The sequence below is a fragment of the Comamonas flocculans genome (genome assembly GCF_007954405.1).
Classification (GTDB): Bacteria; Pseudomonadota; Gammaproteobacteria; order Burkholderiales; family Burkholderiaceae_C; genus Comamonas_C; species Comamonas_C flocculans.
Window position 1 is genome coordinate 762,806 of record NZ_CP042344.1, and the last position, 16,324, is coordinate 779,129.

General features: G+C 69.6%; 14 protein-coding genes. 6 read left to right on the top strand and 8 right to left on the bottom strand.

Annotated elements, in window-relative coordinates; all coding sequences use genetic code 11:
- Positions 1-19: 19 nt before the first annotated feature.
- The gene (locus FOZ74_RS16450; protein ID WP_186764649.1) at positions 20-3,424 is read left to right on the top strand and encodes an EAL domain-containing protein; all 3,405 of its coding nucleotides are present in this window, start codon (positions 20-22) and stop codon (positions 3,422-3,424) included.
- Here the strand turns inward: FOZ74_RS16450 and FOZ74_RS03800 are convergent.
- Both FOZ74_RS03800 and argH read right to left on the bottom strand, forming a co-directional pair.
- Positions 3,411-4,376: a Bug family tripartite tricarboxylate transporter substrate binding protein gene (locus FOZ74_RS03800; RefSeq protein WP_146911824.1), complete on the bottom strand. Its 966-nt coding sequence runs from the start codon at positions 4,374-4,376 to the stop codon at positions 3,411-3,413. The two genes, FOZ74_RS16450 and FOZ74_RS03800, sit on opposite strands and share 14 nt — an antisense overlap.
- Positions 4,377-4,494: 118 nt before the next feature.
- The gene (gene argH, locus FOZ74_RS03805) at positions 4,495-5,973 is read right to left on the bottom strand and encodes an argininosuccinate lyase (RefSeq protein ID WP_146911825.1); all 1,479 of its coding nucleotides are present in this window, start codon (positions 5,971-5,973) and stop codon (positions 4,495-4,497) included.
- A gap of 40 nt (positions 5,974-6,013) precedes the next feature.
- On the opposite strand from argH, the gene FOZ74_RS03810 reads away from it, so the two are divergent.
- The gene (locus FOZ74_RS03810) at positions 6,014-7,051 is read left to right on the top strand and encodes a sensor histidine kinase (protein ID WP_146911826.1); all 1,038 of its coding nucleotides are present in this window, start codon (positions 6,014-6,016) and stop codon (positions 7,049-7,051) included.
- A 12-nt stretch (positions 7,052-7,063) separates the two neighbouring features.
- A complete protein-coding gene (locus FOZ74_RS03815) occupies positions 7,064-7,801 on the top strand; it encodes a LytR/AlgR family response regulator transcription factor (protein WP_146911827.1) in 738 nt (245 codons plus the stop codon).
- Positions 7,802-7,819: 18 nt separating this feature from the next.
- On the opposite strand, the gene FOZ74_RS03820 is transcribed toward FOZ74_RS03815, so the two are convergent.
- The 6 genes from FOZ74_RS03820 to polA all read right to left on the bottom strand — a co-directional run bounded on the left by FOZ74_RS03820 (position 7,820) and on the right by polA (position 14,145).
- The gene (locus tag FOZ74_RS03820) at positions 7,820-8,653 is read right to left on the bottom strand and encodes a ZIP family metal transporter (protein ID WP_146911828.1); all 834 of its coding nucleotides are present in this window, start codon (positions 8,651-8,653) and stop codon (positions 7,820-7,822) included.
- A 114-nt stretch (positions 8,654-8,767) separates the two neighbouring features.
- Positions 8,768-9,667 carry a dienelactone hydrolase family protein gene (locus FOZ74_RS03825; protein WP_432417470.1) on the bottom strand — a complete coding sequence of 300 codons (900 nt, stop codon included), beginning with the start codon at positions 9,665-9,667 and terminating at the stop codon, positions 8,768-8,770.
- A 16-nt stretch (positions 9,668-9,683) separates the two neighbouring features.
- On the bottom strand, positions 9,684-10,385 hold the full coding sequence (locus FOZ74_RS03830; RefSeq protein ID WP_186764650.1) for a class I SAM-dependent methyltransferase: 702 nt from the start codon (positions 10,383-10,385) through the stop codon (positions 9,684-9,686).
- A gap of 12 nt (positions 10,386-10,397) precedes the next feature.
- Positions 10,398-10,712, bottom strand: coding sequence for an AzlD domain-containing protein (locus FOZ74_RS03835; protein WP_146911829.1), 315 nt, complete (start codon positions 10,710-10,712; stop codon positions 10,398-10,400).
- On the bottom strand, positions 10,709-11,389 hold the full coding sequence (locus tag FOZ74_RS03840) for an AzlC family ABC transporter permease (protein ID WP_255437768.1): 681 nt from the start codon (positions 11,387-11,389) through the stop codon (positions 10,709-10,711). The genes FOZ74_RS03835 and FOZ74_RS03840 overlap by 4 nt, the downstream gene beginning before the upstream one ends.
- Positions 11,386-14,145, bottom strand: coding sequence for a DNA polymerase I (gene polA, locus FOZ74_RS03845; RefSeq protein ID WP_146911830.1), 2,760 nt, complete (start codon positions 14,143-14,145; stop codon positions 11,386-11,388). Before polA ends, FOZ74_RS03840 begins: the two co-directional genes overlap by 4 nt.
- Positions 14,146-14,357: 212 nt before the next feature.
- On the opposite strand from polA, the gene FOZ74_RS03850 reads away from it, so the two are divergent.
- From FOZ74_RS03850 to FOZ74_RS03860, 3 genes are all read left to right on the top strand, one after another.
- Positions 14,358-14,648: a nucleotidyltransferase family protein gene (locus FOZ74_RS03850; RefSeq protein WP_146911831.1), complete on the top strand. Its 291-nt coding sequence runs from the start codon at positions 14,358-14,360 to the stop codon at positions 14,646-14,648.
- A complete protein-coding gene (locus tag FOZ74_RS03855) occupies positions 14,645-15,004 on the top strand; it encodes a HepT-like ribonuclease domain-containing protein (protein WP_432417471.1) in 360 nt (119 codons plus the stop codon). The genes FOZ74_RS03850 and FOZ74_RS03855 overlap by 4 nt, the downstream gene beginning before the upstream one ends.
- An 80-nt stretch (positions 15,005-15,084) precedes the next feature.
- On the top strand, positions 15,085-16,293 hold the full coding sequence (locus tag FOZ74_RS03860; protein WP_146911832.1) for a serine hydrolase domain-containing protein: 1,209 nt from the start codon (positions 15,085-15,087) through the stop codon (positions 16,291-16,293).
- Positions 16,294-16,324: the final 31 nt, after the last annotated feature.

A 16,324-nucleotide genomic window follows, 5' to 3' on the forward strand; every position in this document is an offset into this window, starting at 1 on the left:
CCGCCAGGTATTTCCCACCATGTCCACGGGCTTCAACATCGAATTTGGCCAGGATCTTTGCGACATGCTGCATGCCGAGCTCGCGCTGGTGTGCAACTTCATGGACGCGGACGGGCGCATCGTCGCTTCGAGCCGGCGCGAGCGCATAGGCAGCGTGCACCCTGTCGCCCGGCGCATCATGCACGGCGAGTTCGACGAATACAGCATGAGCGCGCAGGAGGCCGAGCGCTCGGGCGTGATGCTCGAGGGCATGCTCACCGCCATAGACCTGGACGGGCGGCGCGTGAGCTGCTTCACCCTCGCGGGGCCGCTGCCGGTGGTGCGCCCGCTGGCGCGCATCCTGCGCTTTTGCGTTACCGCGCTGCTGCAGACCACGGGCGGCGGCCACGCGCGCGCGGCCACGCCCGCGGCCGCGCCCGCGGCCACGCCCGCCGCCAGCCTGAGCGAGTTGCTGCACTACGCCAGCACCGCGGTGGGCTTCAGCCTGGCACGCTTGCACCAGGCGATAGAGCACATCGACGAAGGCGTTTCGCTGTTCGACGAGAACCTGCGCCTGGTGGTGTGGAACCAGCGCTACCTGGAACTGTCGGGCTGGCCCGAGGAGCCCGCCTGCCGCGGCCAGGAGCTGCAGGCGATGGTGGAGCATTTCCTGCAGACCCGGGGCATGGACGGCCCCGAGGTGCGCGCCCGGCTGCAGACCCGGCTGCAGCGCCTGCGCGCGGGCCAGGCCAACGACTTCCAGTTCGAAACGCCGGATGGCCAGGTGATGGCCGTGGCCGACCGGCCGCTGCCCGGCGGCGGCGCGGTCAGCACCTACACCGACATCACCGACCGCCACCGCACGCTGGTGGCGCTGCGCAGCGCCCGCGAGGACGCCGAGCGGCAGGTGCGCGAACGCACGCAGACGCTGGACACCTACACCCGGCTGTCCTCGGACTGGTTCTGGGAGAGCGACGCGCAGTTTCGCATCACGCAGATCTACGGCGACGTGCTGGGCAAGCTCAAGATCGCGCCCGGCTACTTCATGGGCAAACGCCGCTGGGAATACCAGCTGGTGGGCGTGAGCGCCGAGCAGCTGGCCGAACACGTGGCGCAGCACGAGCGCCATGAAAGTTTCCGCAATTTCGAATACGGCCTGGTCGCGCCCGACGGCAGCACCAGCTACCTGTCGGTCAGCGGCGCACCGCGCTTTGATGCCCAGGGGCGCTTCATCGGCTACCACGGCACGGGCATGGACATCTCCGAGCGCCGGCGCAACCAGCGCCTGCTGCAGGAGCGCAGCGAGGCGCTGGAGCGCGCCAACGCCGAGATGGAGCGCCAGGTGAAAGAGCGCACCGAAGCGCTGCGCCAGCAGCTGAGCTTCATGCGCCAGCTGCTCGAGGCCATACCCAACCCCATCTTCTACAAGGACAGGCAGGCGCGCTTCCTGGGGGCCAACCGCGCGTTCGAGCAGTTCACCGGCGAAGCCGCCGAGCACTTCCTGGGCCGCACGGTGGCCGAGCTCGCCCCGCAGCGCGCCTGCGACCTGGCGCAGGACATGGCCGCCGACGCGCAGCTGCTGCGCGAACCCGGACGGCAAACCTACGAGAGCCGGGTGCAGGACGGCCGCGGCGAGCTGCGCGACATGCTCTGCCACAAGGCCACCTTCCTGCGCCCGGACGGCTCCATAGGCGGCATCGTCGGCGTGATGCTGGACATCACCGAGCGCAAGCAGATGGAAGACGAGCTGCGCCTGGCCGCCACGGTGTTCGACAACAGCAGCGAGGCCATGGCCATCCTCGGGCCCGACGGCGGCGTGGTGGCGGTCAACCAGGCCTTCATGGACATCACCGGCTATGGACGCCAGGAGGTCGTGGGCCGCCTCATCCGCACCGACGAGGACCAGGGCGAGCCCGCCGGTTTCTTCAAGCGGCTGCAGCCCCAGCTTGAGCGCGAGGGTTCCTGGCAGGGCGAAGTCCGGGGCGTGCGCAAGAGCGGCGAGCCCTACCCGGTGTGGTTTTCCATCGCCGCGGTACGCGACGCCGGCGGGCACACCAGCCACTACGCGCTGGCCTTTTCCGACCTGTCGCAGAAAAAGCGCAGCGAAGAGCGCATCCAGCAGCTGGCCTTTCAGGACCCGCTCACGCAGCTGCCCAACCGCCGCCTGCTGATGGATCGGCTGGAGCACGCGCTGGTGGGCGCCGCGCGCAAGCAGTGCGGCGGCGCGGTGCTGTTGATCGACGTGGACAATTTCAAGAGCCTCAACGACACGCGCGGCCACGACACGGGCGATCAGCTGCTGCGCCAGATGGCGCGCCGCCTGGTCGGCGGCGTGCACGAGGGCGACACGGTGGCGCGCATCAGTGGCGACGAATTCGTCGTGCTGGTCGAAAACCTGCCGCTGGCAGCGGTGGAGCTCGTATCTCAGGCGCGCAGCCTGTGCCACGAGCTGCTGCTGGCGCTGGAGCAGCCCTACGAGCTGGCCGGCGAACAGCACCACCACAGCGCCAGCATAGGCATCGCGCTGTTCGGCAATCAGACCACCAGCGTGGCCGAGCTGCTCAAGCAGGCGGACATGGCGATGTACCGCGCCAAGGACGCGGGGCGCAACACCCTCGCCTTCTTCGACCCGCAGATGCAGTCGACGGTGGATGCGCGCACCACGCTGGAGCGCGCCATCCGCGACGGCCTGCAGCGGGGCGAGTTCGTGCCCTGGTACCAGCCGCAAATGGACGAAGGGGGACACATGCTCGGGGTGGAAGCGCTGGTGCGCTGGTGCCGGCGCGACGGCAGCGTCGTCGCGCCGGGCGCCTTCATCGCCCTGGCCGAGGAAACCGGCCTCATCATGCCGCTGGGCCAGCACATGCTGCAGGCCGCCTGCCGCCAGCTCAGCGCCTGGGCCGCGCAGCCCGATACCGCGCAGCTCACCATTGCCGTCAACGTCAGCGCGCGCCAGTTTCACCACAGCGAATTCGCGCGCCAGGTGCTCGACACCCTGGCGGCCACCGGGGCCAACCCGCAGCGGCTGAAACTCGAGATCACGGAAAGCCTGTTGATCGACCACATCGAGGAAGTGATCGGGCGCATGCAGCTGCTCAAGGCCCACGGCGTGGGCTTTGCGCTGGACGACTTCGGCACCGGCTATTCGTCGCTGGCCTACCTCAAGCGCCTGCCGCTGGACCAGCTCAAGATCGACCAGGGCTTCGTGCGCGGCGTGCTCAGCGACGCCAACGACGCGGCCATCGCCCGCATGGTGGTGGCGCTGGCCGACAGCCTGAGTCTGCAGGTGATGGCCGAGGGCGTGGAGACGCCCGAGCAGCAGGCCTTCCTGCGCCAGCACGGCTGCCTGGCCTACCAGGGCTATTTGTTCAGCAAGCCGCTGCCCATCGCCGAGTTGCAGACCTGGCTGGCGCAGCGCCCGCCCGCGCCCGCTACTGGGGCTTGAAGCCGCTGTCGCCGATGATGCGCTTCCAGGCGGCGGTGTAGGCGCGCTCGCGCTCGCCCAGCTGCGCGGGCGTCATCGCATCCACCGTCAGGCCCATGCTGGTCAGCTGCTGGTTGACCTCGGGCATCTGCACCACCTTGGCCAGCGCCGCGGAGAACTGCCGGGCAAAGGCTTCGGGCGTGCCCCTGGGCGCGAAGAAGCCGTAGTAGGGCAGGTCCTCGAAGCCCTTGACGCCCAGCTCGTCGAAGGTGGGCACATCCGGCAGCTGCGCCTGGCGCTGCGTGCCCAGCACCGCCACCACGCGCAGCTTGCCGGCGCGGTGGTTCTCGATGAAGTCGGGCACCGAGCCCACGCCCGCCGGAATCTGGTTGCCCAGCATGTCGGCAATCAGGGGGCCGCTGCCGCGGTACGGCGCGGCCACCAGGTCGAGCTGGTAGCGCTGGCCGATGAGCTTGACGAGGAACTCGGGCGTGGACGCGGGCGCCGGTATGCCGACCGCGCTCTTGCCCTCGTTCTTGCCCTTGACCCACTGCACGTACTCATCGAAGCTCTTGGCCGGCGTGCCGCCCGAGACCGCGAAGCAGTTGACGAAAGAGGCAAAGCCGCCCACGGGCACGAAGTCGGCATGCGAGTCGAAGCCCGGGTTCTTCACCACCTGCGGCAGGATGGAGATGGTGTGGTCGTGCGTGATGAAGACGGTGGAGCCGTCGGCCGGCGCCGTCTTGAGCGTCTGCGCCGCGAGCTGACCGCCGGCGCCGGGGCGGTTGTCCACCACCACGGTGCGCCCGAGCACGTCCTTGAGCTTGTCGGCCAGCAGGCGCGCAATCGCGTCGGTGCCGCCGCCGGGCGGAAAGCCCACGAGCACGCGCAGGGGCTTGGCGTCCTGCGCCCAGGCGGGCACGGCCGCCAGCGCTGCGGCGGCGGACAGAAGGTGGCGACGGGTCAGTTGCATGGAGGTCTCCCAGGGTGGTTGCTTCTCAAAAAAAAGAGCTTGTAGCGCTTGCCAGGTTTGGTTTTGCCACATAAAACACTCGCAAACCCTTGTACATCAAGCGCCTGCAGCTATGGTTTCAGTGGACCGCGAGCCGTTCGCGGTGGCGCGCGATCTGGCGGCGCACCTGCACCGGCGCGGTGCCGCCCAGGGTCTGGCGGGCCCTGAGCGAGCCTTCCAGCGACAGCACCTCGAACACGTCGGCCTCGATGCCGGCATGAAAGCCCTGCAGCGTGGCCAGCGGCAGCGCGGACAGATCCACCCCCTGCGCCTGCGCGGCCTTGACGGCGTGCGCCACCGTCTCGTGCGCATCGCGAAACGGCAGGCCCTTCTTGACCAGGTAGTCGGCCAGGTCGGTGGCCGTGGCATAGCCCTTCATCGCGGCGGCGCGCATGGCCTGGGCGTTCACGCTGATGCCGCCTTCCTTGGCGCCGGTGGCGGGGTTCACCTGGCCACCGATCATCTCGGCAAAGATGCGCAGCGTGTCCTTCAGGGTGTCCACGGTGTCGAACAGCGGCTCCTTGTCTTCCTGGTTGTCCTTGTTGTAGGCCAGCGGCTGGCCCTTCATCAGCGTGATCAGGCCCATCAGGTGACCGACCACGCGCCCGGTCTTGCCGCGGGCCAGCTCCGGCACGTCCGGGTTCTTCTTCTGCGGCATGATGCTGGAGCCGGTGGTGAAGCGGTCGGCAATGCGGATGAAGCCCACGCTCTGGTTCATCCACAGCACCAGCTCCTCGGACAGGCGCGAGACGTGCAGCATCACGAGGCTGGCGGCGGCACTGAATTCGATCGCGAAGTCGCGGTCGCTCACCCCATCCAGGCTGTTCTGGCATACGCAGGCCTGGCCCTGCTCATCCACCATGCCCAGGGTTGTGGCCACGCGCTCGCGGTCCAGCGGGTAGGTGGTGCCGGCCAGCGCGGCCGAGCCCAGCGGCAGCACGTTCACCCGGCGGCGCACGTCCAGCATGCGCTGCCCGTCGCGCGCGAACATCTCCACGTAAGCGAGCAGGTGGTGGGCAAAGCTCACCGGCTGCGCCACCTGCAGGTGCGTGAAGCCCGGCAGGATCACCTCCACGTTGCGCTCGGCCACCTCCACCAGCGCCAGCTGCAGCTCGCGCAGCAGGCCGGTGATCAGGTCGATCTCGCCGCGCAGCCACAGGCGCACGTCGGTGGCCACCTGGTCGTTCCTGCTGCGCCCGGTGTGCAATCGCTTGCCCGCATCGCCCGCGAGCTGCGTCAGGCGCGCCTCGATGTTCAGGTGCACGTCTTCCAGATCCAGCTGCCATTGGAACTGGCCGGCCTCGATCTCCCGGGTGATGGTGGCCATGCCCCGCTCGATGGCGGCGCGGTCTTCCTGGCTGATGATGCCCTGCGCGGCCAGCATCTCGGCGTGCGCCAGGCTGGCGGCAATGTCCGCGCGCCACAGGCGCTGGTCGAAGAAGACGCTGGCGGTGTAGCGCTTGACCAGCTCGCTCATGGGCTCGGAAAACAGCGCCGACCACGCCTGCGCCTTGCTCGCGAGCTGATCGTGGGACGGGGAGGAAGGCTGGTCGGGCATGGCGGCAATAATCGGCACCGGGAGAGCCACGGCGCCAGCAATGACAAAGCCGCAAATTCTATCGACCAGCACGCGCCGGGCGCCGGCACCGGGCACGCTCATCTTCGACGCCTGCCACGCCGGCGTGGTGCTGCGCGCCGTGCTGTTCGTGGAACTGGTGTCGGGCGTGGTGCTGCTCTTCCTCGCGGGCAACCCCGCGCAATGGCTGCAGCAGCTGGCGATGCTGACCGGCGGCGTGTTGCCCGCCACGCTCGCCTGGCTGCTGGCCGCCTGCAGCCTCAAGCGCGTGCTGCAGGCCGCGCGCATGCCGCTGCAGATCTGCGCCGGCGTGGTACTCGGAGCATTGGCCGGCCTGCTGGCCTGCGCACTGCTGGCCCATGTGACGGACGGCAGCGAGCCCCCCTGGCTGGCCAGCGCCGCCAGCGGCGCACTGCTGTCGGCGCTGCTGGTGGCCGCGCTGGTGCTGCGAGCGCACGCGCGCACGCCGGCGGCCACCACCGCGCGCCTGGCCGAGCTGCAGGCGCGCATCCGGCCGCACTTTCTCTTCAACAGCCTGAACAGCGCCATCGCCCTGGTGCGCGAGGAGCCGGCCAAGGCCGAAGCCCTGCTGGAAGACCTGAGCGAGCTGTTTCGCCACGCGCTGCTGGAGCAGGGCGACAGCGCCAGCCTGGCCGAAGAGGTGCAGCTGGCGCGCCACTACCTGGCGATCGAGCAGATCCGCTTCGGCGAGCGCATGCAGCTCGTCTGGAAGCTCGACGAGCGCGCCGGCAGCGCCCGCGTGCCGCCGCTCTTGCTGCAGCCCCTGGTGGAAAACGCCGTCAAGCACGGCGTCGAGCCTTCGCCGCTGGCCGCCCTCATCGAAGTGCGCACCGAACAGCGCGGCGCGCGCGTGCTGATCACCATCACCAACTCGCTCGCGCCGCGCGCCCACGCGCTCGGGCCCGCCGCGCCCGGGCATGGCATCGCGCTGAAGAACGTGCGCGCGCGCCTGAAGCTGCTGCACGACGTGGAATGCGACTTCAGCGCCGGCGCCCAGGGCGGGCGCTACCAGGTGCGCATCGCCCTGCCCGCCAGCTGAAAGGCCGCCGCCATGCGCATCCTGGTCGTGGACGATGAAGCCCTGGCGCGCAAGCGCCTGTGCACGCTGCTGGGCGAGCTCGACGTCCGCCACCAGGCGGTGCAGGCCGCCCACGCGGGCGAGGCGCTGGCGCTGCTCACCCAGCCGCCCGCCTTCGACCTGGTGCTGCTGGACATCCACATGCCCGGGCAGGACGGCCTGGCGCTGGCGCACCAGATCCTGCGCCTGGCCGAGCCGCCGGCCATCGTCTTCGTCACCGCGCACGCCGAACACGCCGTCTGCGCCTTTGAGCTGGACGCGGCCGACTACCTGACCAAGCCCGTGCGCCGCGAACGCCTGCAGCAGGCACTGGCCCGTGCCCGGCGCCGCCACGGCGGCGCCGCGCCCGCCGCCGCCCTGCCCGAAGGCCCCACGCTGCTGGTGCAGGACCAGGGCCGCACCGAACGCATCCCGCTCGCCGAAGTGCTCTACATCCGCGCCGAACTCAAATACCTGACGCTGCGCACCGCCGCGCGCAGCTACGTGATCGACGGCGCGCTGACCGAGCTGCACCAGCGCCACCCGCAAGAGCTGGTACGCATCCACCGCAACACCCTCGTCGCCCGCCACGCCCTGCGCGCACTGGAGCGCCACCCCGAACTGGACGAAGGCGACGGCTGGGCCGTGCGCCTGCGCGGCAGCACGGAAATCCTGCCCGTCTCGCGCCGGCAGGTGGCGGCGGTGCGGGAAATCCTCACGCGGGGAGGTTGAGGCAAGGCGCCCGCAGGCTCAATGCGCTGCATGCGCAAAACTGGCCACCGCCATCACCACCCCCATGCCCGCGAGCAGCCAGACGATCTGCACCAGCGCCTGCGCGGCGGACATGCGCCGCTGCAGTTGCGGGATCAGGTCGGCCAGGGCCACGTAGACGAAGCTGCTGGCCGCCACGACCAGGAAATAGGGCAGCGCGGCCTCCCAGCGGCCGACGATGAAATAACCCGCCATGCCGCCCAGCGCGGTGGCCGCGCCGGCCAGCGAGACCTTGAGCAGCGCGGCGCGGCGCTTGCCCTGGCGCAGCACCACCAGGTCGCCCACGTGGTGCGGCACCTCGTGCGCCAGCACCGACAGCGCCGCCACCACGCCCAGGCGCAGGTCGGCGATGAAGGCCGAGGCGATCATCACGCCGTCGCCAAAGCAGTGCAGGCTGTCGCCCGCCAGCAGCGCCCAGCCGCCGCGCGCGTGCGCCGGCTGGTGGTCCGGATCGTGGTCTTCGGGGCCGTGATCGTGCTGCCCGTGGGCGTGTACGCCCTCGCTGCGTGAGGATCCGCCATGGCCGCCGTGCTCATGGCCATGGTGCCAGAGCTCGGCTTTTTCCAGAATGAAGAAGAACACCAGCCCGAGCAGCAGCGTGGCAAACAGCGGGTGCGCGGGCGCGTCCTCGAAGGCTTCGGGCAGCAGGTGCATGAAGGCGGTGGACAAGAGCGCCCCGGCCGCCAGGCTCAGCAGATGCTGCGGCCCCACGCGCCAGCGCCCGCCCATGCCCAGGCGCAGCAGCATGGCCGCGAGCCACACGCTGCCTATGCCGGCGGCCAGCGTGGCGAGGACGATCACTATCAAAAGCATGGCTGTTGGCGCTTGTCCGGCAACGGTTTGCGCCTGTTTTCATGTGAATTTTTTCCAGGCCGGGGCGGCAGATTCCACCCCGACCTTCCCCCGGCGGGGGAAGGAGTGTCGCAGCTATTTCAGGCCGTGCCGGGCAAACCAGTCCAGCGCGCGCTTCCAGCCGTCTTCGGCGGCGTCCTTGCGGTAGCTGGCGCGGTAGTCGGCATGAAAGGCGTGGGGCGCGTCCGGATAGACCACGAAGCGCGAGGCATTGGCCGGCGCGCCGGCCTTGGCCAGGGCGGCTTTCATCTGCTCTATGGTGCTCTCGGGAATGCTCTCGTCCTTGCCGCCGTACAGCCCCAGCACCGGCGCCTTGACCTGCGCGGCCAGCGCCAGCGGCTGCTTCGGCTGCAAGGCCGTGTCCTGCCCGGCCAGGCGCCCATACCAGGCCACGGCGGCCTTCACGGGTGCGTGCGCGGCGTACAGCCAGGTGATGCGCCCGCCCCAGCAAAAGCCGGTGATGCCCACCCGCGCCGCGTCGCCGCCGTGCTTGCCGGCCCAGGCCACGGTGGCGTCCAGGTCCTGCATGACCTGGGCGTCGGGCACCTTGGCGACGACTTCGCTCATCAGCTTGGCCAGCTCGCCATAGGCCATGGGGTCGCCCTGGCGCTCGAACAGGTCGGGCGCGATCGCCAGATAGCCCGCATGCGCCAGGCGCCGGCAGACGTCGGCGATGTATTCGTGCACGCCGAAGATTTCCGAAATGACCAGGATGACGGGCAGGCCGGTGCGGCCCTGGGGCGCGGCGCGGTAGGCGTGCACCTGGAAGTCGCCCGAAGGGTAGCTGACCTCGCCGGCCTCGAGGCCCTCCGAGCTGGTGGAAATCGCGGTCTGCGCCATCAGCGGCGCAGCCGCGGCGGCGTAGCCCGCGCCCAGCATCAGGCCCAGGGCCTTGCGGCGCGAGGCCGCGCCCGTGCCGCCCAGCAGGGCAGCCGCGTCGGTGTGCAAGTCGTCGTGCATGGTGAGCTTCTCCATCGTGCGTGGCAGGGTATCAGGCGGGCAGGCGCTGCAGCAGGCGCACATGCATGGGGCGCTCGAAGCGCGCACCCGCCGGGCCGCAGTGTGGCGCAAAAGCGGCCAGCGTGCGTGCGCGCAGGGCGTCGTCGATGTGGTGCTCGGCAAAGCTCGGGTGCATCATGCGTCTCTCAAAATCGGCAAAGTCGGCGAAATGCACCGGCGTGGCAAAGCGCTCCTCGGCCACCTGGCGCCAGGGTGAGCCCGGCAGCGCCAGCGCGCGGTCCAGCGCCGCCTGGGCGGCCGCCCGCACTACGCCTTCGTCGTTGTAGACCTTGACCACCTCGTTGAAGGCGCCGCCATACACCGGCTCGGAAACGTACAAATGCCCGCCGGGGCAGAGCACGCGCGCCACCTCGGCAAGGGCCTGGTCCATCAGCGCCACGGGCACGTGGTGCAGCGACTTGAGCATCAGCGCCAGGTCAAACTGCGCCGCCTTTTCCGGGATGGCCTGGGCAGCGGCCTCGATGAAGCGCATGCGCGCGGGCACGTCCTGCAGGTTGCGCGCCAGCTGCAGCCTGTCCACCTCCAGCCCCAGGTAGCGCATCTGCGGGTGCTGCCGCAGCAGGCGCCGTGCCATGGCGGCCGCGCCGCAGCCCGGCTCGATCACGTGCCGGCCCGGCTCGGGCAGCAGGCGCTGCAGCAGTTCGAATTCATCGGCAAGCAAGGGGTAATCCACCACACTCTCCCGTCACGCCACCGGCGTCAGCCAGCGCAGCAGTGCGGAGGCCAGCGCCCCCAGCACCACCACCAGCAAGAAGGGCGCGCGCCACCACAGCGCCAGCGCCGCCACCCCCAGCGCGGCCAGGCGCGCATCCAGGCGCAGCGCCGTGCCGTCGGCAAGGGTGTTCATCACCGTGAGCGACGCCAGCAGCGCCACCGTGAGCGCCCCCGCCACGCGGTGCATGCGCGGATTCTGCAGCCAGCGCGCGGGCACCGCATAACCCGCGAGCTTGGTGGCGAAGGCGATCAGGCCCGCCAGCACGACGGCATGCCAGAGCGTCATCGCGCATGCCCCCACCAGCCCCAGGCGGCGCCCGCCGCCGCGGCCAGCAAGATCGGCAGGCCCGGCGCCACCCAGGGGATGGCCGCGGCCGTCACCGCCCCGGCCAGCACGGCCAGCGCCACCGGCTCGCGCCCCTTCAGGCGCGGCCAGAGCAGTCCGAGGAAGGCCGCCACCGCCGCGCCGTCCAGCCCCCAGGTGCGGGCGTCGCCCAGCGCATCCCCCAGCAGCGCGCCCACCAGGGTGAACAGGTTCCAGAGCACGAACACGCCCCAGCCGGCCGTCCAGAAGCCGCGCCGCTGCTCGGTGGCCTCGTCCTGGCTCAGCGTGGTGGCGGCCGATTCGTCGATGGTGAGCTGCGCCATCAGCCACTTGCGCCAGCCGCGCGGCGTGAAGAGGTGGTTCATCTGCACGCCATAGACGGCGTTGCGCACGCCCAGCAAACTGGCCGCACCCACGGCGGCCGATGCGCTGCCGCCGCCCGCCACCACGCCGATGAAGGCAAATTGCGAACCGCCGGTGAACATCAACAGGCTCAGCACCATGGCCTGCACCACCGTCAGCCCCGCCGCCACCGCCAGCGCACCGAAGGAAATGCCGTACAGCCCCGTGGCGAGCGCAATCGACAGGCCCATGCGCACCGCGGGCGTCAACCGCGCCCCAAGGTCCGCGGCCTTCAATGCGCCTCTTCCCAGTTCGCCCCCACGCCCACTTCGGCGATCAGCGGCACGGCAAGGTCCGCCACGCCCGCCATCAGCGCAGGAATCTCGCGGCGCAGCCAGTCCACTTCGCCTGCGGGCAGCTCGAAGACGAGTTCGTCGTGCACCTGCAGCACCATGAGGACGTCGGGCTTTTCGGCGTCCAGGCGCTGCTGCACGGCAATCATGGCCTTCTTGATGAGGTCGGCCGCCGTGCCCTGCATGGGCGCGTTGATCGCGGCGCGCTCGGCGGCCTTCTTGCGCGGGCCGCTGCCGCCGTTGATCTCGGGCAGGTACAGGCGCCGGCCGAACACGGTTTGCACGTAGCCCTGGCGGTGGGCCAGCTGCACGGTCTCATCCATGTAGCGCCTGACGCCCGGGTAGCGCTCGAAGTAGCGGTCGATGTAGTTCTTTGCCGCCTGGTTGTCGATGCCCAGATTCTTGGCCAGGCCGTAGCTGCTCATGCCGTAGATCAGGCCGAAGTTGATCACCTTGGCGTAGCGCCGCTGCTCGCTCGTGACTTCATCCACCGCCACGCCAAAGACCTCGGCCGCGGTGGCGCGGTGCACGTCCACGCCGTCGTGAAAGGCCTTGAGCAGCGCCGCATCCCCGCTGATGTGGGCCATGATGCGCAGCTCGATCTGGCTGTAGTCACAGCTGGCGATCACGCGCCCGGGCGGAGCGATGAAGGCTTCGCGGATGCGCCGGCCCTCGGCGGTGCGCACCGGGATGTTCTGCAGGTTGGGCTCGTTGCTCGCCAGCCGCCCGGTCACCGCCACGGCCTGGGCATAGTGCGTGTGCACGCGGCCGGTGCGCGGGTTGATGAGGGTGGCGAGCTTGTCGGTATAGGTGCTCTTGAGCTTGGACAGGCTGCGGTGCTCCAAGAGCCGCGCGGGCAGCGGGTAGTCCTCGGCCAGTTTTTCCAGCACTTCTTCATCGGTGGAGCGCGCGCCGGTGGCGGTCTTCTTGACCACCGGCATGCCCAGCTTGTCGAAGAAGATCTCGCCCAGCTGCTTGGGGCTGCCGAGGTTGAAGGGCTGGCCGGCCAGTTCATAGGCCTGCTGCTCCAGCTCGGTGATGCGCAGGCCCAGCGCGTGGCTTTGCGCCGCGAGCTTGTCGGCGTCGATCAGCACGCCGTTTCTTTCCATGCGAAACAGCACCTCGCTGGTGGCGATCTCCAGCTCGTAGATGGCGCGCAGCTTCTCGTCGCTCTCCAGCCGGGGCCAGAGCACGCGGTGCACGTCCAGGGTCTGGTCAGAGTCTTCGCAGGCGTAGGCCGCGGCCTTGTCCACCGGCACCTGCGCAAAGGGAATCTGCTTGGCGCCCTTGCCGCACAGGTCTTCGTAGCTGAGGCCGGTGCGCCCGGTGTGGCGCTCGGCCAGGCTGGTGAGGTTGTGCGGACGCGTGACCTCGAGCACATAGCTTTGCAGCATGGTGTCGTGCGCATAGCCCTGCACGTCGATGCCGTGGTTGGCCAGCACGTGGCGGTCGTATTTGACGTGCTGGCCCAGCTTGGCGTGCGCCGGGCTCTCCAGCCAGGGCCTGAGGCGCGCCAGCACCTCATCGAGCGGCAGTTGTTCAGGCGCCTCCAGCCCGGCATGCGCCAGCGGCACATAGGCGGCCGCCCCCGGCTCCACGCTGACGCTGATGCCGACGATGCGCGCCTGCTGCTCGTCGAGCGAGGTGGTCTCGGTATCCAGCGCGACGAGCGGCGCGGCCATGAGCCTGGCGATCCAGGCGTCCAGCGCCTGCCAGCTCAGCACCACCTCGTAGTCCACCTCTCTGACCTGCGCCTGCGCCGCCGCATGGCTCGCCTGCTCGTCGATGCGCTGCTCGGCAGCGGTCGAAGGCGCCTCGTCCTGCAGCTGGCGCGCCAGGGTCTTGAAGCCGAACTTTTCATAAAAATCGCGCAAACCCATCGTCTGCTCTGCGCCTGCAGCTATCGAATCCAAAGCAGGCAGGCCGGGCAGCGCGGCACTCAGGTCGCAATCGGTGCGCATGCTCACCAGCCGCCGCCCGGTCGGCAGCCAGTCCAGGGCCGCGCGCAGGTTCTCGCCCGCCACGCCCTTGATCTCGTCGGCATGCGCCATCAGCGCATCGAGCGAGCCGTACTGCGCCAGCCAGCGCGCCGCCGTCTTGGGGCCGACCTTGGCCACGCCCGGCACGTTGTCCACCGCGTCGCCCACCAGGGTCTGGAAGTCCACCATCAGACCGGGCGGCACCCCGAACTCGGCCGTCACCCCAGCCACGTCGCGGCGCTTGCCGTTCATCGTGTCCATGATGGTGATGCGCTCGTTCACCAGCTGGCTCAAGTCCTTGTCGCCGCTGGAAATCAGCACGCGCAGGCCCTGGGCCGCGGCGCGCGTGGCCAGCGTGGCGATCACATCGTCGGCCTCCACCCCGGGCACGCACAGCACCGGCCAGCCCAGCAGCCGCACCACTTCGTGGATAGGCTCGATCTGGGCGCGCAGGTCCTCGGGCATGGGCGAGCGGTTGGCCTTGTAGTCGGGGTAGATGTCGTCGCGAAAGGTGGGGCCGGGCGCGTCGAACACGCAGGCGGCATAGGCCGGCGCATGCTCATGGCCGAGCGCGCGCAGCATGTTGACCATGCCGCGTATCGCGCCCGTCGGATGGCTCTTGGGGTCGCCCGGCACCGCGCGCAGGTCCGGCATGGCGTGGTAGGCGCGGTACAGGTAGCTGGAGCCATCGACCAGCAGCAGGGTGGGGGTGTCGCTCATGGGGCAATTGTGCACAGATGCCTGCCGCGCGCGGGTCGCGCCATGTCAACGCGTGTGCCGCGCAGAAAGCGCGTGAGGACGGGCAAGGCGACAGACTGCGCGCCTTCGCTCACGCCATGCTGCAGCCCGTGCAGGACGGTGCAGCCGTCGCCCGCCATCTGTGTTTGCTGGGCGTCGGCTGGTAGAGTCTGTGCAATCGACGAAAGATTGCCATGCGACCTTCTGTTGTACTGCGCATGAAACGCGCTCTGGTGCGCGAAGCCGCAGGCCGCTATCGCACCACCAACCTGCGGGTATTTGGCTCGGTGCTGCACGGCACCGACAAGGACGGCAGCGACCTCGACTTGCTGGTGGACGCGCTGCCCGGCGCCACGCTGTTTGATCTTGGAGGACTGCAGGACGAACTCCAGGCCATGCTCGGCGTACCGGTTGATGTACTGACCCCGGCGGACCTGCCGGCCCGATTGCGTGCCCAGGTGCTGGCACAAGCGCAGCCGGTATGAACGAGAACCGCCTGAAGGACTACCTTGACCACATGCAGCAGGCTGCGCTGGATGCCTGCGCTTTCGTCCAAGGCCCGAGCCAGGAAGACTTTCGGCGCGACAAGCGCACCCAGCAGGCCGTCGTCATGAGTCTGATCATTTTGGGCGAGGGTGCAAGCAAGGTGGTGGACGCTTACCCCGACTTTGCACAGACGCATGCGCAGATTCCCTGGCGCTCCATGCGGGGCATGCGCAACCGCGTCGCCCGCGGCTATTTCGACATCAACATCGATCTGGTGTGCGCACACCGTGCAGACCGGGCTGCTCGGGCAATGGCCGGCCGTGCGCCGGCAGGCCGACGAGTCCGCCCGCCCTGACGCTTGACTGCGCCGATCGGCCGCTTTCCAGCGCGTGTCGCCTTGCACTACGATGCGCGGCTTACCCACGGAGGCACCCCATGAGAACCCTCAAACGCCTGCTGCTTGCGCTGATCGTCCTCATCATCGCCGCGGCCGCCATCGGCTGGTTCAGCCTGGACAAGGAGGCGCGCGGGCTGCTCGCCACCTTCCCGACCAACCGCGACATCCTGTTCTGGAGCCAGACCCAGCGCGACGCCGCCTTTCGCGCGATGGACCGCATCCCGCTGCTGGCCCGATGGCATACCGCCCAGCCTTCGGCCACGCCCCGCCCGCTGCCCGAGGGCAGGCCGCTCAAGCTGGACCTGGACATCGACGCCTTCATGCAAAGCCAGCACAGCGCGGCCGTACTGATCCTGCAGGACGGCAAGATCCGGCTGGAGCGCTACGGCCTGGGCTTTGACGCCGATGGACGCTGGACCAGCTTCTCGGTGGCCAAGTCCTTCACCTCCACGCTGGTGGGCGCGGCGCTCAAGGACGGGCTGATCAAGAGCATGGACGACAAGGTGAGCGACTACCTGCCGGACATGAAGGGCTCGGCCTACGACGACGTGAGCGTGCGCCAGCTGCTCACCATGACCTCGGGCGTGCAGTGGAACGAGGACTACGGCGACCCCAACTCGGACGTGGCGCGCTTCAACAACCACGTGCCCGAGCCCGGCGTGGACGCGCTGGTGAGCTACATGCGCAAGCTCCCGCGCGCCGCCCCCGCGGGCGAGCGCTGGCACTACAGCACGGGCGAGACCAACCTGGTCGGGGTGATGCTGATGGCGGCGATCCACAAGCCGCTCACCCAATACCTGCAGGAAAAGATCTGGCAGCCCGCGGGCATGCAGCAGCAGGCCACCTGGCTGCTGTCCAAGACCGGCAAGGAGATCAGCGGCTGCTGCATCCAGGCGGCGGCGCGCGACTACGCCCGCATGGGGCAGTTCGTCCTGGAAGGCGCGCGCGTGAACGGCGAGCCCATCGTGCCCGACGGCTGGCTGCAGGCCGCCACGCGCAAGCAGGCGGACATCCAGGCGCCGGGGCGCGGCTATGGCTACCAGTGGTGGACCTACGACAGCGGCAGCTTCGCGGCGCGCGGCATCTTCGGCCAGGGCATCTTCATCGACCCGGCGCGCCGGCTGGTGATCGTCACCAACGCCGACTGGCCCAAGGCGGGCGCGGCGGACAACCCGGCCTTCGCCGAGCGCGAACGCTTTTACCTGGCGGTGCAGCAGGCCCTGGACGACGAGGCCGCGGGCCGCTGAACGCGCGCATGCCGCCTACAATCGAAGCCAC

What these genes read in the sequence shown, in the direction of transcription:
- FOZ74_RS03835 (WP_146911829.1), bottom strand. Translation starts at nt 10,712, where the DNA reads ATGACGCTCTGGCATGCCGTCGTGCTGGCGGGCCTGATCGCCTTCGCC.
- FOZ74_RS03860 (WP_146911832.1), top strand. Translation starts at nt 15,085, where the DNA reads ATGAGAACCCTCAAACGCCTGCTGCTTGCGCTGATCGTCCTCATCATC.
- polA (WP_146911830.1), bottom strand. Translation starts at nt 14,145, where the DNA reads ATGAGCGACACCCCCACCCTGCTGCTGGTCGATGGCTCCAGCTACCTG.
- FOZ74_RS03815 (WP_146911827.1), top strand. Translation starts at nt 7,064, where the DNA reads ATGCGCATCCTGGTCGTGGACGATGAAGCCCTGGCGCGCAAGCGCCTG.
- FOZ74_RS03850 (WP_146911831.1), top strand. Translation starts at nt 14,358, where the DNA reads ATGCGACCTTCTGTTGTACTGCGCATGAAACGCGCTCTGGTGCGCGAA.
- FOZ74_RS03810 (WP_146911826.1), top strand. Translation starts at nt 6,014, where the DNA reads ATGACAAAGCCGCAAATTCTATCGACCAGCACGCGCCGGGCGCCGGCA.
- argH (WP_146911825.1), bottom strand. Translation starts at nt 5,973, where the DNA reads ATGCCCGACCAGCCTTCCTCCCCGTCCCACGATCAGCTCGCGAGCAAG.
- FOZ74_RS03800 (WP_146911824.1), bottom strand. Translation starts at nt 4,376, where the DNA reads ATGCAACTGACCCGTCGCCACCTTCTGTCCGCCGCCGCAGCGCTGGCG.
- FOZ74_RS03855 (WP_432417471.1), top strand. Translation starts at nt 14,645, where the DNA reads ATGAACGAGAACCGCCTGAAGGACTACCTTGACCACATGCAGCAGGCT.
- FOZ74_RS16450 (WP_186764649.1), top strand. Translation starts at nt 20, where the DNA reads ATGTCCACGGGCTTCAACATCGAATTTGGCCAGGATCTTTGCGACATG.
- FOZ74_RS03825 (WP_432417470.1), bottom strand. Translation starts at nt 9,667, where the DNA reads ATGGAGAAGCTCACCATGCACGACGACTTGCACACCGACGCGGCTGCC.
- FOZ74_RS03820 (WP_146911828.1), bottom strand. Translation starts at nt 8,653, where the DNA reads ATGCTTTTGATAGTGATCGTCCTCGCCACGCTGGCCGCCGGCATAGGC.